General features: G+C 69.9%; 7 protein-coding genes. 1 reads left to right on the forward strand and 6 read right to left on the reverse strand.

The features are described 5' to 3' along the window. Positions 1 to 114: 114 nt before the first annotated feature. The 6 genes from AC0NH5_RS42190 to AC0NH5_RS42215 all read right to left on the reverse strand — a co-directional run bounded on the left by AC0NH5_RS42190 (position 115) and on the right by AC0NH5_RS42215 (position 21,184). Positions 115 to 1,224, reverse strand: a complete 1,110-nt coding sequence (locus AC0NH5_RS42190) for a glycoside hydrolase family 19 protein (RefSeq protein ID WP_474413947.1) — start codon at positions 1,222 to 1,224, stop codon at positions 115 to 117. A 247-nt stretch (positions 1,225 to 1,471) separates the two neighbouring features. After that, positions 1,472 to 1,930: a hypothetical protein gene (locus AC0NH5_RS42195; protein ID WP_474413950.1), complete on the reverse strand. Its 459-nt coding sequence runs from the start codon at positions 1,928 to 1,930 to the stop codon at positions 1,472 to 1,474. Further along, positions 1,927 to 8,166, reverse strand: coding sequence for an RHS repeat-associated core domain-containing protein (locus tag AC0NH5_RS42200; protein WP_474413953.1), 6,240 nt, complete (start codon positions 8,164 to 8,166; stop codon positions 1,927 to 1,929). Before AC0NH5_RS42200 ends, AC0NH5_RS42195 begins: the two co-directional genes overlap by 4 nt. A 62-nt stretch (positions 8,167 to 8,228) precedes the next feature. Next, positions 8,229 to 14,549: a carboxypeptidase regulatory-like domain-containing protein gene (locus tag AC0NH5_RS42205; RefSeq protein ID WP_474413956.1), complete on the reverse strand. Its 6,321-nt coding sequence runs from the start codon at positions 14,547 to 14,549 to the stop codon at positions 8,229 to 8,231. A gap of 189 nt (positions 14,550 to 14,738) precedes the next feature. After that, positions 14,739 to 15,113, reverse strand: coding sequence for a hypothetical protein (locus tag AC0NH5_RS42210; protein WP_474413959.1), 375 nt, complete (start codon positions 15,111 to 15,113; stop codon positions 14,739 to 14,741). Then, the gene (locus AC0NH5_RS42215) at positions 15,089 to 21,184 is read right to left on the reverse strand and encodes an RHS repeat-associated core domain-containing protein (protein ID WP_474413962.1); all 6,096 of its coding nucleotides are present in this window, start codon (positions 21,182 to 21,184) and stop codon (positions 15,089 to 15,091) included. The genes AC0NH5_RS42210 and AC0NH5_RS42215 overlap by 25 nt, the downstream gene beginning before the upstream one ends. Positions 21,185 to 21,526: 342 nt before the next feature. Here AC0NH5_RS42215 and AC0NH5_RS42220 point away from each other — a divergent pair, with 342 nt between their 5' ends. Next, a complete protein-coding gene (locus AC0NH5_RS42220; RefSeq protein WP_474413965.1) occupies positions 21,527 to 23,170 on the forward strand; it encodes an RICIN domain-containing protein in 1,644 nt (547 codons plus the stop codon). Positions 23,171 to 23,346: the final 176 nt, after the last annotated feature.

Consider the following 23,346-nt stretch of genomic DNA (forward strand, 5'->3'; position numbering starts at 1 on the left):
CCCCCCCCCCCCCCCCCCCCCCCCCCCCCCCCCCCCCCCCCCCCCCCCCCCCCTTGTCCCCCCCCCCCCCCCCCCCCCCCCCCCCCCCCCCCCCCCCCCGGGTCCCTCAGGTTCTCAGCAGGACAGGTTGCCGCCCGGGGCGACGCCCAGGATGCCGGTGAACCGGTTGTACGCGGTGATCCGGCTCTGCACCTGGGCGGGGTTCCCGCCGTTGCACTCCAGCGAGCCGTTGATGCTGCGGATCGTCTCGCCGAAGCCGCGGCCGTTGACCATGGCGTCGTGCGCGGTCATCGTGCCCGGGCCGCGCTGGGTCATCCAGTACCAGACGGCGGTCTGGTACGCGACCGACGACTCGTTCTTGACCCGGTCCGGGTTGTTGAGCAGGTCGATGCCGAGCGCGTCACCGGCCGCCTTGTAGTTGAAGTTCCAGCTCAGCTGGATCGGCCCGCGACCGTGGTACGCGCTCTGCCCGGCCGGGCAGCCGTACGGCTGGTTCCGGTCGCAGTAGTGCGGCCAGTTCGCCTGGTTGATCTCCTCGACGTAGACCAGGCCACCGGACTCGTGGTTGATGTTCGCCAGGAAGGCCGCGGCCTCCTGCTTGCGGACCGTGTCGCTGCCGGTCTTCGTGAACGCCGGGAACTTCTTGATCGCGTCGAGCAGGCCGGCGTACGAGTAGAACGGGATCCGGTTCGGGAACATCTGGTTGAACTGCGCCTCGCTGACCGGGAATCCGCCGGAGTTGGCGGGCGGCGGCGTGGTCGGGTTGGTGCCACCACCGGAGCAGGCGTACGGCGACCAGTACCAGGTGCTGATGACCGGGTCGTACCCCGGGTTCTCGTGCGTCGCCCGGTAGTACTGCCCGTTGGTGTACCGCACGATCGAGCCCGCGGCGTAGAACTGGCCGGCCACCCAGTTCGGGTGGTTGCAGTTGTTCGTGGCCGGCGGCGGGTTGGTGGTGCCGCCGCCACCGTCGCAGGCGCCGTTGTCGTTCCACACACCGGTGCCGCCGGTGCTCGGCGTCTCGCCCTGGGTCCACCACTTCGCGGTCCAGTTGCGCCCGTTGTGCGAGGCGCGCTGGCCACCGGTGTAGACGGCCGAGTTGTTGTACGCCGCGACGCAGGCCTCGGCGGCGTTCGACGCGGTCATCGGCAGGATGGCCGCGGCGGCGCCGGCCACGGCGACGCTGACCGCGGCCAGGATCGACAAAAGACGTTTTCTGGGCATGGCTCACCTTCCGTACGTCGCAGGACGCACTGGAACGAGGGGGATGAAGGTGACATCGACTCAACTAGATGCCCAAGGTCAAGTCAATGCTATCTGTTAAGAAACTTCAAGAATCATCCGGCTCGGGCGGAGAGACGAGTGGACCCCCTGCGGGCGGCACCGATCGCAGCGACATGCCTGGCATCGCTGATGCACGAGAGAAGGGCCGGAGCATCGCGCTCCGGCCCTTCTCTCGTGCAGCGAGGCGTCAGTCCACCACCGAGCGGCTCAATCCTTCCCGGACCGCGGCGCCGAGGTCGGCCGCGGAAGCAACGGCCGGCACGGCCAGGTCGTCCGACAGGTGCAGAAAGGTGTTTCCCCGTTGCCGGTTGGGATTGCGGGTGGGCGTGACGTAATAGCCGCCGTCACTCTCCCGCCCGACGTGGACGGCCCGCGCGTCCCGGCCGAACGCGGTGAACGAGGAGGCGCCGGCCGCGACCAGAAGCGGTCGCAGCGCCGTCTCGCTCTCCTCGGCCGCGGTGTCCACCGGCTCTTCGCCGGCGCTCAGGCCCTCCTCGATCAGCGCTCCGAGCTCCGCGTCGGGAACCTCCGCCGCAACCGTCCGGTACCAGCCGTTCACGACCGACCAACCCTGGCGGTTACGGGAGAAGCCCGACGCCCACAGCCGGCCGTCGGCGCGTTGGTACAGCATCAGCGTCCCGCTCATCGCACCACCACGTACCTCACATCGATCCCCCGGTTGGCGCCGTAGCGGTAGGCGTCGACCATGGCCGCGTACTGGTGTTGCTTCACCGTACCGGAGGGGATGCCGATGATCAGTTCCTTGCTCTTGATGTCGCGCTTGTCGATGACCAGCCCGCCGAACGTCTCACCGTTCCAGCGCTCCAGAGCGCGAACCTCCGAACGCAACCTCCCCTGCAACTGGCCGTAGTTCAGCAGGCTGTATTCGAGGTCGTGCGATTTGACGCTGATCGCCTTTCCCGCCTCGGGGACCCAGGAGTCGATACCCGGGTTGTTGGAGGCCGGGAGGTTGGGCAGCTTCAGCTCCTCGATGATCTTGCCCTCGACCATGTAGCCCCGGTTGCCGTGCCCCTTGCCCGGCAGGTCCCAGTAGCGCCGGCCCTCCTTCACCTCGTCGAGGTACTTGCCGATCCGGAGCGCGGTCAGCAGGGAGCCGACCGCCGAGGCGCCGGCGCTGGCCACCTTGCCGCCGGGAACCGCGTCCACCGCGGTGAACCCGCAGGCCACCTTGTCCCCGCCGGCGCAGTCCGGCGCGTCCGAGAACGGCACGAAGGAGAGCCAGAACGCCAGGTAGCCGTCCTTGCACAGATCCTTCGGCACGCAGGAGACCGGGATCGGCGTCGACGCGGGCCGCGGGGACGGCGTCGCACCCGGACCGGGCTGCGGGGAGCCGCCGCCCGGGCCGCCGCTGGGACCGGGGTTCGGCGTCGGCGTCGGCGTTCCGCCGCCACCGCCGGTGGGATGGCCGCCACCGCCGCCACCGTCCTCCTTCGGGAACATCAAGCCGGTGGGGTCGCTGTAGGTCACCGGGTTGTTGTTGGAGTACGCGTAGGCGTTCCACTGCTGCGGGTCGCTCAGGTCCTGCAGCGGGTCGACCGAGATGAACCGACCGGCGACCGGGTCGTACTCGCGGGCGCCGAGGTGCGTCAGACCGGTCCGGTCGACGGTGCCTCCGACGAAGCCCCGGTTGTTGGGCCACGCCCCCGCGGTAGCGCCGCGCGAGGTGCCGTACGGCGTCTGCCGGCGGATGGTCGCCTGCTGGTTCGCCGCGTTGACCGCGACCGCCGCGGTGCCCTGGTGGTCGGGCGCCGTCCAGGTCAGACCGGCGGCGGTACGCGAGCCGATCGTCGTACCGGCGTAGCTGTAGTACCGCGTGCACGACGTCGTGGCGGTGGCGGCGTCGTACCGGATCTCCTGGTCCGGCAGGAACAGGGTGCGCCCGGCCGGGTCCCGCTGGATCAGCCGGTTCCCGTCGGCGTCGTACAGATAGGTGGTCTTCCCGGTGCCGTCGGTGGCCGTCTCGAGATGGCCCTCGGCGTCCCAGGTCAGGGTCTGCATGCCGGCCGACGCGGCGGGCCGGGTCAGCGTGTTGCCGGTCGCGTCGTACGACCAGCTGCCGGTGCGGGCGCCGGTCGTGCCGGTGACCGCGTGCGGGCGCACCGAGGTGGCGCCGGAGGCCGGGTGGGTGTAATCGGTCACGGCGTCGCCCGAGGTCGTGTGCACGACCTCCTTCTTCCGGTTGCCGATCTTGTCGAACTGCCAGCTGTGCCAGTACGGCGCCGGCCCGCCCAGCGCCGACGCGGACGGGGCGGCGGCACAGTCACCGTTCGCCGGCGTCCACGCCTCGGTCAGCCGGAGCAGGTGGTCGCTGGTGAAGCACTGGGTGTCGTCGACCGGGTCCGGCGCGGTGTCGGCCGCCTTGGTGATGGTGCCGGCGTCGCTGTGGGTGTACGTCGTGTCGGCCAGGACGTACGGCGCCACCTGGTCCCGGTCGGCGCGGATCCCGGTCACCCGGCCGGTGTCCAACTCCCGGCTGTACTTGACGTAGACCCGGCCGCCCTCACCGGTGCCGGTGTAGAGCTTCGTCTGGTCGAGTTCGCCGAGGGCGTTGTGATCGGTCCCGACCACGTACGGCTGGTTCACCGTCCCGTACAGGCTCTCCACCGTGGTGGGCAGGCCGTGCGCGTCGTAGCCGAAGGTCAGCGTCTCCGGCTGCAGGCCGGTGCCGACGCCCGGGATGCTGCGCGTCCTGAGGCTGCCGTCGACGTTGTAGGTGTTGGTGTAGTTGTAGGTGCCGGCCAGCCCGGTCTCGCTCTCCGGGACGATCACCTGGGTGGTCGTCGGCTGGTAGTCGTCGTCGTAACCGAGCACCTTCACCTGGTACGGCGCGGACCCGACGAACCTCGTCGACTGGGACAGCTTGCCCACGGCGACGGTGTCGTAGATCCACTGGGCGCGCATGAACCCGCTGAGCGAGTCGTCGTACGCGGCACGCCGGCGGCCGAGCAGGTCGTACTGGTAGGCGATCTTCTCGCCCCGCGCGTCGGTCGAGGTGAGGATGTTGCCCGCGTTGTCGTGGGTGTACGTGGTGACGCCCTTGTCCGGGTCGTCCACCTCGATCTCCCGGCCCCGGAGATCGAATGTGTAGGTCCAGTCGTTGCCCAGCGTGTCGGCGACCTTCGTCCGGTTGCCGCGCCGGTCGTAGGCGTAGGTGGTGGCGTCCCAGGTGCCCGCGGTGTGCGGGGTCGGCGCCGCACCGTGGTACTGCCGCAGCTCGACGGTGCGGTCCCGGGCGTCGATGAGCGTGGAGGTCGCGGTGCCGCCGGACGGCGGGGTGACGTCGGTGCGGTCGCCGCCGTACGCGGTGGTGGTGCGCCAGCGCTCGAAGCCGTACGGCTGGAAGACCTTGGCGATCTCCCGGCCGGCGCCGTCGTAGACGGTCCGGTTCTGCTTCGGCACGAACGCCCGGTCCACGGTGGCCAGCAGTGTGCCGCCGGCGCTGCCGCCGGTGTGGTACTCCCCGAAGCTCAGCCGGGCCCGCCCCGCGCTGTCGTAGAACGACTCGGTGATGATCCGGCCGCCGGCCGGCGACGGCGCCTGGGTCTGCCGCTGCCGCAACATGCCGTCGTAGAGCGTGTACGACGTGACGTAGCCGGCCGCCTTCAAGGTGGACGAGGTGACCACCGACGGGGTGTCGGCGTTGATGTCGTACGCGTACTTCAGGTTCGCCGTGTCGGTCCCCTTGGCCCGGCCCGGCATCCACACCGAGGTGAGCCGGCCCAGCGGGTCGTACGCGGTGTCGGTGCGTTTGCCGTTGGCGTCGACCGTCGCGACCGTGGTGCCCCACGCCGCCTCGATCGTGTTCCGCGTCTCGAACAGCAGCGGGTTCCTGGTCACCGTCGCGGTGACCGGCGCGTCCGCCGCCGGCGTGTACGCCGTCGTGCTGACGCCGCCCAGCGCGTCGGTGGCCGTCAGCGGCCGGCCGTGCACGTCGTAGCTGGTCCGGCCGGTCGTGACGAACGTCGGCGCGCCGTTGTTCCAGGCCGACATCGCCTGGTTCTGGGTGGCCAGACCCCGGCTCGGGGTGGCCTCGAACGCCTGGTTGTCGTACGAGATCCGATTCTCCCCGATCACGTCGGCCTCGGCCGGCGTCCCGGAGGTGGCGGCGCACGCCACCCCGTACTCCTGGGTCCGGTGCACCCGGTCCATCACCCACGACGTGGCGTTGCGCGGCGTGAAGTCGACCTTGGTGCACTTCTCGTCACCGGCGACGCCGTCCCGGCCCAGGTCCTCGATCTGAACCGCCATGCCGTGGTCGTCGTAGGTGGTGACCTGCTTGGTGACCCGCTCACCGCGGCCGCCGTCGAGGGTGACGTGGTTGGTGGTGGTGCCGACATCGACGTACCGGGCGGTCACCGTGTCGCCGTTGATGGTGCGGGTGGCCGTCGGCTCCGACGCCCACGGCGTGTTCACCTCGCGGGACACCACGGCCCCGCCGGGCCCGTTGTGGACCTTCGTCTCGCGCACTTCGCCGGCGAACCAGTCCTGGTCGGCGATGCCGTCGACACTCACCGTCCGGGTGCCGCCGGAGGCGTTGAGCCGGTCGCCGTGCATGCCGCGGAAGTAGCGGGTCTCGGTGTAGGTCTGCTCCCCCGCGTCACCGGTGGTCACGCCGACCCGGCCGTAGCCGCGGTAGTCCGACCAGGTCTTGAACTTCTTCTTGGTCAGCCCGTCGTCGTCGCTGTAGTGCCACGCGGCGCCGTCGTGGTAGTCGTACTTGTGAGCCACCCGCGGGCTGCCGTTCGGTGGCGCACCGCCGGTGTTGTCGTTCTCGTAGATGTTCGTCACGACGTACTTGTTGAACCAGTCGGTGACCGGCTCCTCGTAGCCGTCCGGCACCCACTTCACCGGGTAACAGCGGGTGGTGTTGCTCTCCGGCGCCGGCTTCGCGCCGCCGGCCGCGCAGTCCTGCGCCGAGTACACGACGCTGACCGAGCCGCCGGTCTCGTTGCGGATGCGGGAGATGCGCATCCAGTTCATGGCCAGGGCGAAGTCGCCGGTGCGGTCCACCCGGTTCGGCATCTGGACGGGCGTGAACTCGACGTCCGGCATGGTGGCGGTGCCGCCGACCAGACCGGTGTGCGACAGCTCCGACAGCCACAGGCCGGCCCGGGTGCCGTCACCGGGGTCCGGGAAGGTGTGCGTCAGCGTCCACCGGTCGACGTTGCGGTAACCGTCGCCGGACCGGAGCTGGGTGGTCACCGCAGCGAGCCGCTTGGTGGTCCAGAAGGTCGGCGACGCGTTGTCCTCGCACTCGTCCCCGGTGCACTCCTGGTCCCAGGGCACATCCGGCCAGCGGCCCGCGGTGTGCTGGTCGCACTCGTTCAGGCAGCGGTCCGCGACGGCGAAGTCGACCCGCATCGGGGCCGGCGTGTTGTGCACCGAGTCGATGCCGCTGATCCGCCGGGTGCCGTAGTCGATCCGGTTCAGCCAGGATTCGCGGTCGTAGGACGCGGCGTCCTCGGTGTCGATGTTCCGGGCGTACTTGTTGGTCTCCTTGACGTACCAGTACGACATGGAGTTGCCGGACAGGTCGATGACGTAGTCCAGGTTCCACCGCCAGGCCTGCACGCAGTCGGAGTCCTCGAACTTCTCGGCGTGGCACTGGTCGCCGGGGTCGTTGCCGAACACCGGGACGGTCAGCACCGCGTTGGTCACCGGCTTGTTCGCGGTCCAGCCGGGCAGCCGGTGCGCGCCGAACCAGTACTGGATGCCGTCGGTGGTGGTGACCACCCAGTACTCGCCGTTGTTGTCGCCGTTGGTGGCGCCGGTCCGGCGCTCGACCCGGGTGCCGTCGTCGTTGCGCAGGTGCCAGCGCTTCTCGGTGGCGTTGTAGAGCAGTTCACCGGAGTGCCCGTCGAACGCCAGGGTGGCGTTGTCGGTCTCCCAGCAGAGGTCGCCGGTCTCCTCGTCGTTGTTCGCGTCCCCGTTCATGTCCTGCGAGCAGGAGACGTAGCGCCGCTCGATGAACCCGCCCGACGCGGCCTCGAAACCCTCACCGGCCCAGGACGGCTGGCTGTTGGTGGCGGCGTGCCGGCCGTCGACCGACTGCGAGGAGTAGGACAGGCCGACCCGCGGCGTGGGGCCGTTCAGCGACGGCGGCACCCGCATCGGGTACGACCAGTCGAACGAGCCGGTGTTGCCGCCGGCCGACCAGCTGGACGACGCGCTCAGCGTGCTCGCCTTGTAGTCACCGGCCGGTCCGGACGGTGCCGCGGTAGCCGCCACCAGCGTGGAGGCACTCGCCAGCGAGACGTCGGCGGAGACCGTCCGCGCGGCCAGGTCGTTGTCGGACTTCAGCGGGGCGGCGGCGCACTCGTCCCGGTCCGGTGTGGTCAGCGCACAGCCGGGCAGCGTGACCAGGCGCAGGCGGGAGGACCAGTCAGCGCCGTACGCGGTGGCGAACGACCGGTAGTCGACGGTGACCTTGGACGTGCCGTCGGCGCGGCCCAGGCGCATCAGCAGGCCGCGGACGCCGGCCCGCTCGGTGGTCGCCCGGTCGAGTATCTCCACGCGCACCCGGAGCGGCGCCACCTGCCTCGCGGTGGCGTTCGAGTGCTCTACGCGTACCGGAAGATCCGTTTTGTCACCCATCGACACCGCGGCTCTCGGCCAGACCGGCTCGGGCCTCGCCGTGGCCGACGGCAACTCCTTCGGCCGGGGCTCCGGGGAGATCTCGGCGGCTTTCACCGGCACGTCGGGCACCGGCTGGGCAGTCTGCGGGGTGTACGGCTTCGTCGCGGCCGCCGCCGCAGCGGCAGGAACCTGGTTGCCGCCGGCCAACAGGGTCACGGCGAGCATCGCGGCGGTGAGTGTGCGCGGTTCGAGCAGGGATCTTCTGGCGGGTGCGTACGGGTTCACCCGGGCTCCTCTTGAGCAGGAGGGACTGAGGGCCGGGGAGAACCCCGGCCCGCACAGCTGGATCAGTTGGTGGTGACCGGCTCGAACCGGAGGCTGACCCCCGGCCGCAGGCTTGGCACCCGGTCGGAGTAGAGCAGGTATGTCGGGTTGTCCTGGTGCTGCGGGCCGATCAGGGCCGCCCCACCGCGCCGGAGGAAGTTCCCGTCGGTGGCCGGATAGACGAAGGTCATTCCGCCCGCCTCGTCGAAGATCGCCTGGAAGGTGATCCGGACATCGGTGTCGGTGACGTGCCGGACGTTGCGCCACTCGAGCACGTACTGCCGGTTCGGGGCGGTGCCCCGGACCTCGGCGCGGATGTTGTTCTCCGGGTCCGAGACCCACGCCCCGGAGAGGACGTTGACCACGGCGTTGTCGAACTTGATCGTGCCGTCGGTCCGCAATGTGGCCTGGGTACTCGCCTGGCCGTAGATCTTCAGCGGGAACGGCAGGGTGTAGATGACGCCGTTGTTCGTGCCCCACCACCGGTGCTTGTCCGCGCCCAGCGGTTGGTAGGCGGCCGTGGTCTCGGTGACTTTGTAGGCCGTGTGGTCCGCGGCGAACCGCTGGGCGAAGTCAACCTGCTGCGGATGGGCGCCGAGCACCACGGTCCGCGCCGAGGACCCGGCGCACTCACCGGCCGCGATGGTGGTCACCACCGAGTACGTCCTGGTCGGCAGCGAGGCGAACGCATAGCCACCGTCCGCTCCGGTGACCGTGCTGCGCCCCGCGACGGAGACCGCGGCGCCGGCCACCGGCTCATCCATGCAGGTGACCGTTCCGGTGATCGAGTTGGCCGGCGGGGCCTTCGGAGCGAAGTGGATACCGAGGCCGTTGTGGAGCAGGTCGGCCTGGTGCAGGTACTGGAACGCCGCCGTGCCGCTGGTGTCCTCGACGCCGACCGTGCCGTAGTCGCCCCGCTCCAGCCGGCTGTCGTCGATACCGTCGTAGGCGAACGTGAAGCCGCCGCCCTCGGTGAAGATGATCTCGAACGAGACCCTTCGCTGCTCGTCGTCGTAGGCCAGCACGTTGCGCCATTCCACGATCCACTGCCGGTTCGGCGCGGCGCCGGTGACCTTGGTGGCGATCGCCGCGGCGTCGTCGACCACCCAGTCGCCCCAGAAGGGATAGATGGCGCCGTTCGGCGAGTCAGCCTGTGCACTGCCGTAGTCGTCGGGGTCGGTCGGTGACGGGATGGAGCGCGGGAGCGCGGTTCCCCAGACCTCCTCGGCGTTGACGGTGAGGTAACCGTTCGGGTTGATCCACGGAGTAGTCGTCACCTCGCCGTACACGTTGATCGGGAACGGCGCGGTCAACTTCCACATCGCCTCGTCCGCTTTCCAGTCGTGCACGGTGTCACCCGGTACGAACTGCTGCGACGTGACGGTGCAGGTGTGGAACGGATCGGCGTCCTGGTTCAGCGAGAGGTCCACCTTCGCGTCACCGTCGGCCTGGAAGTGCTTGACAGTGGCGAACTGGCCTGCGCACCGGTCGTCGCCCCGGGACGCCATCAGCAGGTACTCGCCCGGCGCGACGTCGGCGATCTGGTAGCTGCCGTCCGCGCCGGTGGTCGCCGTCCGGCCGCTGGGGTGCAGCGTGATCGTGCTGCCGGCGACCGGCTCGGCGGTGATCGCCTCGGTGAGGATGCCGGTGACGGTCGCCGGCGGCGCCGGCGTGTAAGTGATGGAGCTGTTCCCGGTGAGCAGCGGCTGGTGACTGCTGTAGAGCTGAGTCCGCTCCCAGGAGGTGGTCTCCAGGGCCACCCAGGCCGAGTCGCCCTTCTGCTCGTCAGTGGTCATCGCGCCGTAGTGGAACGCGACCCGGCCGTCCTCGTGCAGCACGGCCTCCACCGAGACGCGCTCACCGTTGTCCAGGAGACCGTTGCGCCACTCGACCACGAAGGACCGGTTCGGCGCGGTGCCCACCAGCTGGGTGTACACCCCGCCCGACGCGTCGGTCGCGAGCCCCGCGAACGGAGCGGCCCCGCCCCCGGCGAAGTTGACCCGCCCGTTGGACCACACGGTGGCCGTGGTGCCCGTACGCCCGTAGAAGTGCATCGGGAAGGGAAGGTCGATGTCGAGCTTCTCGTACTCGCCGGTCAGCGGCAGCTTGGTGCCGGCCGCGATGTAACCGCCGGCTCCGACCGCGCACAGGTAACCCATTTCCCCGTACGCCGGACCCAGCTGCAGGTCCTGCGCCGTGTCCGCGTAGAGCTCGACCTGAGCCTCCGCCCGGTGCCCGCACTGGGACCCCTGCACGCTGGTGACTGTGTAGCTGTCGGCGGCCACGCCCTGGAAGGAGTACGTGCCGTCGGCCGCCGTCGTCGCCGTCATCCCACTGGGGTCGAGGGCGACCGTGGCACCGGAGACCGCCGCGCCGGAGGCGTTGGTCAGCCTGCCGGTGAGGTTGAAGACCTCCAGCTCGATGGCGTCCGGCCGGGTGAAGACGACCGCCTGGTTGTCCGCCAGGACCGGGTCGCCGGCGGAGTACGAGTACCCGTCGTCACCGGTCGGCGCCTCGATGCCGACCAGGGCGTTGTCGCCCTTCTCGGCCGCGGTGTCCAGCCCGCTGTAGTTGGTCGTCACCGACCCGTCCGGGCCGAGCGTCACCGAGAAGCTGAGCCGCTGCGCGGTGTTGCCCTTGCGGTGCACGTTGCGCCACTCGATCAGCACCGGCCCGGTGCCGTTCATCGTGGTGCGCACGCTCGCCGACGAGTCGACCACCAGGTCGTCCCAGAACGGTGCGACGACCGCGTTCGGCTCGGCGGCCGCGATCAGGTCGCCGGCACCGGTGTACGGGAAGGACCGGCCCGGGTCGGTGAAGGAGAGCAGGCCGTTGGTGTCCACCCATGCCTTGCGGTACGCCCCGCCGTAGAACGGGAACGCGAACGGCAGCGTCACGGTGGTCACCGCGTCGTCACCGGTCAGCGGCAGCAGCGTGGTCGCGGGCGCGAACGTGGTGGCCCGCTCGGCGCAGACGTGCCCAAGCACGTCGGTCCGGCGGAACAGGTACAGGTCCAGGTTGAGGCCCTGTCCGTCGATCAAGTACGACTGGCTGCCCGCCATGCCGCACCGGCCGCCGAACGCCGCGCTCACCGTGTAGGTGCCGCGCGGGATGTTGGCGAACACATAGCCGCCGTCCGCGTCGGTGGTGGCGGTGTAGCCGCCGGGCTGCAGCGTGACCGTCGCCCCGACCGAGCCGGCCCAGCTGTCGGCGTCCAGCACCGAGCCGGAGAGGCTGCCGCCGGGCAGCACGGTGAACTGTTCGCGGTTCATCGGCCCGGAACGGGCCCCGGTGTCGGCGACCACGTAGATCTGGCGCTCACCGGTCTGCGCCCCGACGTTCACGGTGACCGTCGCGGTGCCGCCCGGGGTGCCGGCGTTGACGACGGTGCCCAGGCCGGTCCCGTCCACGCTGTACTTGAACCGGGTGACGTTGGTGTCCCCGCCGGCGTCGAACTTGACCGCCAGCGTGCCACCGGCCGAGGCCTGATCCCCGTTCGGGAAGGTGATCGCCGGCTGCTGGGGCACCGCCAGCTCGGCGATCCGGGCCGCGGTCTCCGCGTAGCTGTAGATGCGGACGTCGTCGACCTGGCCGCGCCACCTGCCGTCGTCCGCGCCGTTCCACTTGTGCTTGCCGATCAGCAGCGGACCGGTTCCGTGGAAGTGTCCGGGGCCGGCCGGCTGGTGGGTCTGGGCGACGCCGTTCACATAGAGGACCAGTCGTTTGGTCGTGGCGTTGTAGACACCGGCCAGGTGAGTCCACTTGTTCGCCACGGCGAGCGAGTCCGACCAGGTGGCGACGGTCACCGCGTTGTCCGCGTCAGCGGTGGCGAGGGAGAAGACCCACTTCTTGTTGTGGCCGGCGAAGCCGAGCCGGAACGAGTGCACCCGGTTGCCGGTGCCGGCGAACGCGGACGGCTGCCCGCCGTCGGTCAAGTCGTTGAGTTTCACCCAGGCCGCGACGGTGTAGGTGCCGTCGGTGCGCACCGTGGTGGCCGCCCCGGTGTCCGGGTGCGGATAGGTCGCCGGACCCGGGGTGGAGGCGAACCCGGTGCCGCCGTCGAACGCGACGGCGCGGCCGACGTTGCCGCGGCCGGCCACCCGGGCGGCGTTGCCGTTGAGGGTGGCGGTGTTGTTGTGCCCGCTGACGTCGGTAGTAGTGCTCCCGGACGGCTCGTCGAAGGTCCACTCGGCCGCCGGGCCGGTGCCGGCCCGCACCGTGAACGCGTAGGTGGACGGCTGGGCCGAGAACCGGCCGGCCCGGTCCTTGGTCCACACCCGCAGCGTGTTGATGCCGTCCTTGACCGGCTTGAGGGTGATCGTGGCGCTGCCGTCGGCGTTGCGCGGCTGCGGCTTCGACGCCAGCTGCTCACCGGAGTCCAGCGTCCAGGCATAACCGGTCACGTCCGTGAGCCGGGAAGTCGGCGCGGCCACCCGGAAGGTGCCCTGCAGGCCGACGCCGCCGCTCGGGCTCGTCGCCGAGTAGTCGGTCGACGTGATCGGGCCGGGGTTCGGTGGTGGCGTCTTGTCGACGGTGAACTCGCACGTGCCGGACCAGGTCTCAGCGGTGCCGTCCGAGGTCTTGGCCTGCCAGACGTAGGTCAGCCCGTCGGTCAGCCTGCCGTTGGGCACGGTGCCGGTGACGGTGGCCTTGTTGCCGTTGGACTGCTGCACCCGGTTGCTCTCGCTGCGGGCGCCACCGTCCTTGTTCCACCAGTAGAAGTAGGTGGTCAGGCTGGACGGCGCGTCCGGGTCCTGCTGGTACCCGGTCAGCTTCACGTCGGTGGTCCACAGCACGTACGGCCGGGTCGCCCCGGTGACGCAGGCCTGACCGTCCGACCTACGGCTGGACAGGGCGGCCGGCGCCTGGTTGTACGTCACCGACAGGCGCGCCGTGGACGGCTTGAACCGCTTCCACTGGTTGAGCGTGCCCTCGTTGACCGCGCGCAGGCCCAGGGTCACCGTCTTCGCGCCGCTGGTCACCATGTTGGTCACGTTGAACTCGATGGTGCCCGGCCCCTTGCAGCCGTGCACCGCGCCGTACTTGCGGTTGCCGTTGGTCTGCGCGGTGTACGAGCCGTACCACGTGGGCTGGTTGTTCCAGGTGGTCGACGAGGAGATGCCGCCGGTCTTCCACACCTTCGCGTTGGAGGCCGGGCTGCACGTCCACGACCACTTCTGCTCGATCGAGAACTGCGCCTTGGAGACCTTGCCCTTGACCTTGCTGGTGTCCATACGGAAGAACGACCGGATGATGTGGTCGGAACAGCCGGAGCAGTCCTCGGTGCGGCCGGCGCCCGCGGACCCGAAGTTCCCCCCGTCGGTCAGCGCCGAGGTGTTCTGCCAGAACGACTTCGTCTTGTACTTGCTCCACACCGAGGTCCAGGCGTTGCCGGAGATGCTGCCGGTCACCGACGGGTCGATGTAGACCGGGAACTTCGTGCGCGGGCTGGTCAGCATTGTGCGGTCCGGCGTCACCGTCACCGTGCCGCCGGCGACCTTCAGCGGCATCACCGCACGGGTCGACCGCTCTCCCTGCACCGGCTGGTCAGCGGGGGCCTCAGCCGGCGGCCCCGATGCCTCGACCGCCTCGGTGGAGTCCCACATCACCGGCGCCGGCGCGGTGAACGCCTCCGCGCCGGTCGAGTCCTGCGCCCGGAGTCCCCCGGCCGGGGTGGCCGCCACCTTGACACCCTTGGTGGTCAGGCCGAACTTGAGTGACTTCAGCTTCGGGTTGGCCGCCGCCTCGGGCGTGCGCACCACGAGGACCTCGGAGAAGCCGGTCGCCGACGCGGTCACCCGCAGGTCCACGTCGGGAAGCACGTTGCGGTAGACGGCGGTGTCGCCCTTGAGGTCGGGCTTCGGCAGCTTCGACGGCCACCGCAGCGACACCTCCTTCGCACCGCTGCCCAACCGGCCGACCAGGGAGTCCCCACCACCGGAGAACGTCATCGGCAGCACCGCGGCCCGCGGCGCGACACCGTCCGCCACGCGCTTGAGCCTGGTGTCGACCGGCACCCAGCTCTTGCCCTGCCGGACCCGCTGCGGCTCGACGCTCTGCTCGAGCGTGCTGGTGCCGTCGGTGTTCACGAAGACCTGCGAGTACTCCGTACGCTCGGCGAGGTTCTCCACCGGCGCCCTGCAGATCTCGGCCATCCGCTTCGCCGCGGCCGCATCGGCCTGCTCCCGCTCGCACGCGGGTGGCGGAGCCGGCGCCGCCGTCGCGGGCGGAGCGAAGCCCACCAGAACCAGTCCCGCCGTCACCAGCACGGCCGTTGCCGCAGCCAGAGCACGCCGGTACAGCGGCACGCCGAAAGCGCCCATCACCGTTTCCCCCGTAGTCACGATGTCACTGGTCGTGGACTGTAAAGAAACAAGATCACCGATGTAAAGGCAAGGACGGCAGTGACGAACACCCATACGTCACCGCGCGCAGCACTCGCCCGCATCGTGCGAGAAGAAAGCCGCAGAACCGTGAGATTCCCCGTCACTGGTCGTGATCGACGATGGGGGAAGTAACAAATAGGGCGGTCGCTACCCGGCGCCGGCAGGCGGCGCTGGATGGCGCATCCGCAGAACGTCACGCAGCAGCATCCCGTTCATCAGCATCGAGGTCTCGAAGGGATCCAACCGATACTTGGGCAGAATCGCCTGCCGCGCCCTGCCCAGCGGGAGAATCGTGCTCCAGACGAGACCCACCCCGAGGGCCGCCACGGGGAACGTCACCAGGAGACTGGTCAGGCTCACCACGCGGGGCGCGCCGACGAGGTGCAGACCGGCGCCCAGCAGGACCGGCACCGGCGCCAGCGCCAGCAGCCGAAGTCCCCAGACCGCTCGGCGGTAAGCCGGGGTTCGCCGTAGCCGGTCCCGGTCCTCCGCTGAGATCACCCCCACGACGCCCAGTCCCACCTTTCCACCTTGTTGACCGCCACCCCACCGTTCACCGACACCGGCGCCACGCCGCTGAAGTTCACTCCCGCGCCACCGGTCACCTGCACCGTCGTGTCGCCGCCGCTGTCGATCTCGACACCTGCCGCCGGGCCGTCGCCGACAGTGCCACCGAGGTAAAGCTGCGCGCCGCCCATCTTCTCCATCCGGTCCGCGGTCGAGAATTGTAGGCCGACCTCGGCGTTGGCTCCCCACGACGGCCCGCCACCGTTCTTCACGGCGAGCATGTGCCCGAAACCGTCCCCGTCGACCAGAAGACAGAAACCCCCCTGCCCGAACCCGCCGACCTGCACCGACCCGTTGAAGCAGACACCGACAGTGCTGGCGAAGTTGATCGCACCGCTGTTGGTTCGGGCCGGGATCCCGGTGACCGGCAGCTTGTCGCCCCACGTGGCGGGCTGCGGCGCCGGCTTCGGCCGCGGCGCGGGCGAGGCGGACGAGGACCCCGAGCTCGGCGGCCCCGGCCTCGGCGACGGTGTACCGCTGTTGCCCTGGTCGCCGCCGTTCTTGCGGCGCTCCTCCTTCTCCCGTTCGGTCCGGGGAGTGCTGTCCTTGTCCTTGCCCCGCCTCCCGTCGACCCCGATGCCCTTGCCCCGCTGGTCCATCGGGATCATCAAACCGGTCGGGTCGCTGAACGTGGCCGGGTTGCCGTTGGCGTACGTGAACCCGTTCCACTGCTGGGGATCCTCGAAGTCGAGAACCAAGTCGACGGAGAGGAACCGCCCGATCAGCGGGTCGTACTCGCGTGCCCCGAGATGGGTCAGCCCGGTGTTGTCGATGGTGCCGCCGACGAAGCCCTTGGCGTTGGGCCAGGTCGCGGTGGCGCCCCGGAGGGTGCCGTACGGAGTCTGCCGCCGCGTGGTCGCCGACTGTGTGGTCGCGTCGATCGCCAGCCCGGCGGTGCCCTGGTGATCGGCAGAGAGCCAGGTGAGCGCCGTGGACGTCCGGGAGGCGATGGTCATCTCGCCGAACCGGTAGTAGCGGGTGCCGGTGGTCGTGGCGGCGCCGGCCGTGTGACGGAGCTCCTGATCCTCCAGGTAGAGCGTGCTGCCGGCGGGGTCACGGCGGACGAGCCGGTTGCCGTCGGCGTCGTAGACGAAGCTCGTCCGCGCGCCGTCCTCCGTGGACGTCTCGAGACGTCCTTCGGCGTCCCAGGCCAGCGTCTGCGTGCCGGCCGCTCCCGTCGGGCGGGTCAGGGTGTTTCCAGTGGTGTCATAGGTGTAGCTGCCGCTCCGGGCGCCGCTGACACCGCTCAGCGCGTGCGGGCCGGCCGTGTCGTACCGGTACTCGGTCACCTGGTCGCCGGAGCGCAGGTGCACCGTCTCCTTCGTCCGGTTACCGATCTTGTCGAACTGCCAGCTGTGCCAGTAGGGGGCGGGGCCGGCGAGAGCCTGCGCCGAGGGCGCCGCCGCGCAGTCTCCGCCGGCCGGCGTCCAGGCCGACGTGAGACGGACCAGGTGGTCGTAGGCGTAACACTGCGTGTCGTCGGCCGGCTCCGGCGCGACATCCGTGGCCTTGGTGATGTTGCCGGCGTCGTCGAATCGGTAGGTGGTGTCGGCGAGGATGTGCGGCGCGACTGTGTCCCGGTCCGTACGGATATTGATCAGGCGTCCGGTTTCCAGCTCCCGGGTGAGCTTGGTGTAGACGTGCCCGCCGGTTCCGGTGTGCCGATCGATCTGGTCCAGTTCGCCCAGCGCGTTGTAGTCGGTGTCGGCGATGTAGCTCAGATTCTTCGAGCCGTGAAGGGTATCCATCGTGACGGGCTGTCCCAGGCTGTTGTAACCGTACGTGACAGCTTCCGCTTCCAGGTCCGTGTTGGTGCCCGGGTACGACGTCGACTTCAGCGAGCCGTCGGCGTGGTACGTCTTGTTGTAGTTGTAGGTGCCGCCCAGACCGGGTTCGCTCATCGGAATGATCACTTGCGTGTTGCCGGGCTGGTAGTCGTCGGTGTAATCGATGACCTTGACCTGGTAGGCAGCGGATCCGACGAACCGCGTCGACTGGGACAGCTGTCCCAGGGCCACGGTGTCGTAGGTCCATTGGGCCCGCATGACGCCGGTGATCTCGTTGTCGAAGACCGCGCGCTTACGACCGAGCGCGTCGTACAGGTAGGCGCTCTTCACTCCCCGGGCGTCGGTGCTGGTCGCGATGTTGCCGGCGTTGTCATAGGTCATCACGGTCCGGCCCTTGTCCGGGTCGTCCACCCGGATCTGGCGGCCACGGACGTCGTAGGTGTAACCCCATTCGTTCCCGTCGGCGTCCACGATGCGGGTCTGGTAGCCACGGCTGTCGAAGACGTACCGATGGGAGTTCCAGGAGCCGGCCGCGGCCGGGGTGGGCGCTGCGCCGTGGTACTGCCGCCGCTCCACCACTCGGTCCCGGACGTCGGTCACCGTCGAGGTCGCAGTGCCGCCGGCGGGGGGTTTGACATCGACGCGGTCGCCGGTGTGGGTGATCGTGGTACGCCACCGTTCGAACCCGTACGGCTGGAAGACCTCCGCCGTCGTGCGGCCCGCCCCGTCGTAGACCTTCCGCGTCTGCCGGGGCACGAACGCCCGGTCCGTCGTCGCCAGGAGCGTGCCGCCCGGTGAGCCGGCGGTGTGGTACTTGTCGTGGACGAGCCGCTCCCGGCCCGCGGAGTCGTAGAACTTCTCGGTGATGATGCGGCCGCCTCCGGGCGACGGACTCTGGGTCTGCCGGTCCCGCAGCAGACCGTCCAGCAGGCTGTACGAGGTGATGTAGCCGCCGCCGGCGTTGAGCTGTGCCGTGGTGACCACCGAAGCGGCGTCCACGTTGACGTCGTAGCCGAACTTGACGCTCGGTGTCTGCGTGGCCCTGTCCCGTCCCGGCTTCCACACCGCAGTCAGCCGGCCGAGACCGTCGTAGCCCGAGTCGGTGCGTTTGCCGTTGGGGTCGACGGCCCGGGTTGCCGACCCCCAGGCCGGCTCCAGCGTCGTCACGGTCTCGTGCTCCATCGGATTTCTGGTGACCGTGGACGTGACCGGGCCGTCGGACGCGGGCGTGTAGGCGGTCGTGGTGGTCTTGCTCAGCGCGTCAGTCGCCGAGGTGACCCGGCCGTGCACGTCGTACGTCTTCTTCTCGACGACGGTGAACGTCGGCGCACCGTTGTTCCAGGCCGAGATCTCGTGTGTCTGCGTCGCGAGCCCCCGTGCCGGAGTCGCCTCGAAAGGCCGGCCGTCGAACAGCGTCCGGGTCTCCGCGATCACCTTGGACTCCGGGAGGGTGGCGGTGACGGCGGCGCACTGCACGCCGTACTCCTGCATCCGGTGCACCCTGTCCAGCAGCCAGACGGCGGTGTTGCGCGGGGTGAAGTCGGTTCTGGTGCACTGCTCGTCGCCGGTGACCCCGTCCTGGCCGAGGTCGTCGACCTGCGCGACCATGCCGTACTCGTCGAAGGTGGTGACCGTCCGGGACACCCGCTCGCCCCGCCCACCGTCCAGGGCGGCGTGGTCGGTGCGGGTACCGGTCCCGGTGAGCCGGGCGGTCACGGTGTCACCGTTGATCGTGCGGGTGGCAGTCGCCGCCGACGCCCACGGCGTCTCGACAGTGCGGGAGACCACTGCTCCCCCGGGGCCGTTCAGCACCTTGGTCTCGCGGACCCGGCCGGCGAACCAGTCCTGGTCGGCGATGCCGTCGACGTCGACCGATCTCGTGCCGCCGGAGGCGTTCAGGCGGTCACCGTGCATGCCCCGGAAGTACCGGGTCTCGGTGTAGGTCTGCTCCCCAGCGTCACCCACGGTCACGCCAACCCGGCCGTAGCCCCGGTAATCCGACCAGGTCTTGAACTTCTTCTTGGTCAGCCCGTCGTCGTCGGTGTAATGCCAGGCCGCACCGTCGAGGTAGTCGTACTCGTAGACCACCCGCGCACTGCCCATCGGCGGGGCCCCACCAGTGTTGTCGTTCTCGTAGACGGTGGTCACAACGTACTTGTTGAACCAGTCCGTCACCGGGTCTTCATAGCCGGCGGGGATCCACTTCACCGGGTAACAGCGGGTCGTGTTCGAGGCCGGATCCGGTTTCGCGCCGCCGGACGCGCAATCCTGCGCCGAATACACGACGCTGACCGAGCCGCCGTACTCGTTGCGGATCCGGGAGATGCGCATCCAGTTCATCGCCGGGGCGTGGTCGCCGATCCGGTCGACCCGGTTCGGCAGTTGGAGCGGGGTGAACTCCACGGCAGGCACCGCGGTAGCGCCGCCCACCAGGCCTTCGTGCGCCAGCTTGGTCAGCCACAGGCCGGCCCGGGTGCTGTCCCCGGGGTCCGGGAACGTGTGGGTGAACGACCAGCGCTCGACGTTGCGGTAACCGTCGCCGGACCGCAACTGAGTGGTGACGCTCGCCAGCCGCTTGGTGGTCCAGAACGTCGGGGAGAACTTGTCCTTGCACTCGTCCCCGGTGCACTGCTGGTCCCATGGCACATCCGGCCAGCGGGTGGCGTTGTGGGTCTCACAGCCGTCGAGGCAGCGGTCGGCGACTGCGAGATCCACCCGCATCGGCGCCGGCGTGCCGTGCACCGAGTCGACGTTGTCGATCCGCCGGGTGCCGTAGTCGATCCGGTCAAGCCAGGCCGCACGGTCGTAGGAGGCGGCGTCGTCGGCCTTGAGGTTGCGGCCGTACTTGTTCGTCTCCTGGACGTACCAGTACGACATCGAGTTGCCGGACAGGTCGACGACGTAGTCGAGATTCCAGCGCCAGCCCTGCGTGCAGTCCGAGTCGGCGAAGGCGGTGGCGTGGCACGGCTCGCCCGGGTCGTTGCCGAACACCGGCGCGGTCACCGTCGAGTTGGTCACCGGCTTGCCGCTGGTCCAGCCCGGCAGCCGGTTGAGGCCGAACCAGTACTGAACACCCTCGGTGGTGGTGACCACCCAGTGCTCCCCGTCGTTGTCGCCGTTGGTGGCGCCGGTCTTGCGCTCGATCCGGGTGCCGTCGTCGCCGCGCAGGTGCCAGCGCTTCTCGGTGCCGTTGTAGATGAGCTCCCCGGAGTGCCCGGGCAGCGACAGGGTCGCGTTGTCGGTCTCCCAGCACAGGTCGCCGGTCTTCTTGTCGTTGTTGGCGTCGCCGTCGCGGTCGTTGGCGCACGTCTGGTACCGGCGCTCGATGAAGCCGCCGAAGGTGTCGCTGAAACCCTCACCGATCCAGGACGGCTGGTTGTTCGACGCGGCGTGCCGGCCGTCGACCGACTGCGACGAATAGCTCAGCCGGAGGTCAGGAGCCGGGCCACCCAGCGACGGCGGGACGCGCATCGGGTAAGACCAGGCGAACGACCCGGAGTTCGTCCCGGCCTCCCAGGTGGCGGCCGGGCTCAGTGAGGTGGCGGTGTAGTCGCCGGCCGGACCGGACTGCCCCGCGGTAGCTGCCACCAGAGTGTTCGCGGAGACTGCCAACTCCGCGGACACGGTCAGCGCGGAGAGGTCATTGTCGGTCGGCAAGGGTGTCGGGCCGCACTCCGGCCTGCCGGGGGTGCTCAGCGCGCAGCTGGGCAGCGACACCAGGCGCAGGCGGCTGGACCAGTCGCCGCCGTAGGCCGCCGCGAACGACCGGTAGTCGAGCGTGACCTCGACATCGCCGGCCGTGGTTACGCCATCGGCCCGGCCCAGGCGCAGCAGCACGCCACGGACGCCGGCCCGCTCGGTGGACGTGCGGTCGAGCACCTCGGCCCGGACCCGCGACGGCGCGGCCCTGGTGGACGGGGAGGCAGCCGACCTCTCCGGCTGCCGCACCCGGACCGGAAAACCAGACGACGCCGCCGCTGACACCGCCAGGGTCTCCCCCGCGGCCGCCGGCCAGACCGGCGCGGGCCGGGCCGCTGCCGACGGCAGCTCCTTCGCCCGGGGCTCCGGGGTGATCTTCGCGGCTCGCACCGGCACGTCCGGAACGGGCTCGGCCGACTGCGGGGTGTACGACCGTGGCTCGGCCGCCGTGGCGGGCGTATGACCCATGCCGGTCAGCAGGGTCACCGCGAGAGCCGAAACCAGAGCATGCGTGTGGAACGGCACGGCAGTGCCCATCATCGTTTCCCCCGTAGTCACGATGTCAGTGGCCGTGGACTGTAGAGAAAGAAGATCACCGATGTAAATCCCAGGGCGGGAGCACCGAGCGCCGTCGCGTCACGGTGCGCCGGATCGACGAGCATCGAGCGGAACAAAAGGTATGCAGTCATGCGGAGCGCGAACACGCTCCGCGTTTGCCGCTGAGCGAAAGCCCAAATGGGGCAACCTTTTCGGCTCAGCGTGCCACTTACCGGTTGACGGCCCCCATCAATCAACAGTCATCTATATTGACGGGACGGACACCGCCTACTTCCCCCTGGGCCGTCCGAATTGTTAGCGCTCACAGCTGCAAAGGATCCCCACATGTCCACATCCCCGCCCATCTCCGCACCGCGTCCCCGGCGGTGGCGGACCGTCCTCATCGGCGCCGCCGCCACCGTGCTGGCCGCCGGCGGCGCGCTGATCGGCCTGCAGCAGGCGAACGCCGCGACCGTCAACACCAACGCGTGGTACGCGTTCGTCAACCGGCACAGCGGCAAGGCCATGGACGTCTACAACCTGGCCACCACCGCCGGCTCCGGCATCGCCCAGTTCACCCGCAACGACGGCAACTGGCAGCAGTGGCAGTTCGTCGACGCCGGCAGCGGGTGGTACAAGATCAAGAGCCGGCACAGCGGGCTCTTCCTGGAGCTGCCGAACGTCAACGACGGCACCCAGCTGGTGCAGAACCCCGACAACGGCACGAACCGTCAGCAGTTCACGCTGAAGGACTCGGCGAACGGCGACGTGCGGTTCATCAACCGGCACAGCGGCAAGGCCCTCGACCTGTGGGAATGGTCCACCGCCGACGGCGGGATCATCGCCCAGTTCGCCGACGCCGACGGCGCCAACCAGCGCTGGCAGATGGTGCAGGTCGGCACCGGCACCGGCGGTGGCGGCGGGACCGGGTCGGGCTGCGGCAGCGGCGCGTTCCAGTCCGAGGTGACCGTCAGCGGCAGCACCTGGACCGCCCGCAACGCCGCCGGCTCCGCCGTCTACACCGGCACCGACTTCCGCGCCGCCGTCCAGGCCGGCATCGGCAGCCTGAGCGCCGGGCGCACCTCGATGCAGCGCGTCGTGGTCCGCGGCAACGGCTCGATGACGGCCGGCAGCCGGATCTCGCTGGCCAACTGGACCTCGCTCTCGGTCTGCGGCACGATCAACGTGACCGGCTCGGGCAGCGGCGACTACGCCCCGATCTACGCGCGTGGCGTCAGCAACATCGAGGTGCCCTACCTGAATCTCACCGGCGCGCCGCTCTACGGCATCTTCATGCGCAACGTGTCCAACGTGTGGCTCGGCCAGATCGACATGCGGCTCAGCGGCGGCCTCGGCGTCCGGATCGACAACCGCGGCGACACCAGCCAGTGGACCCGCAACGTCAAGATCGACAATGTGTACGTCTCCGGCGCGAGCTCGCACGCGGTGGAGACCTACGGGGTCGACGGCATCACGATCGGCACCGTGACCGCCCGCAGCGTCGGCGAGTCCGGCCTGCTGCTGAACCAGACGATCAACGCCACGGTCGGCACCGTCGACGCGGAGAACGCCGGCAGCGGCACCGGGTACGCCGCGTTCCGGATGGCCAACCGCAACGGCCGGGTCGGCTCCTCCTACCCGAACAACATCAAGGTCGGCACGGTCAAGGCACGTGGCGGCGGCCGCGGTGTCTTCTGCGTCTCGGAGAGCGGCGGCGCGACCATCGACCGGGTCGACATCGCGAACACCGGCAACAACTCGATCCTGGTCGAGAACTGCTACAACGTCGTGATCGCCGGGGTCTCCGGCACGATCAGCGGCGGTGGTGAGGTGCGGATCGCGAACCGCACCGAGTTCCCGGCGTCGACCGGCATCCGGTTCCAGAACCTTACGGTGAGCAACACCAACATCACCTGGAGCCCGTGCGTCGGCAGCAACAACACGATCAGCAACGTGACGCGGAACAACTCTTCGCTCACCTGGTGCTGACCGCGTGTGGGGATCTCGGGCCACCCCCACCCGAGATCCCCACACCCAAGGCGGCGTGGGGGGGGGGGGGGGGGGGGGGGGGGGGGAGGGGGGGGGGAGGGGGGGGGGGGGGGGGGGGGGGGGGGGGGGCGAGGGGGGAAGGGGGGGGGGGGGGGGGGGGGGGGGGGGGGGGGAGG

The sequence above is a fragment of the Actinoplanes sp. 13 genome, from assembly GCF_056134165.1.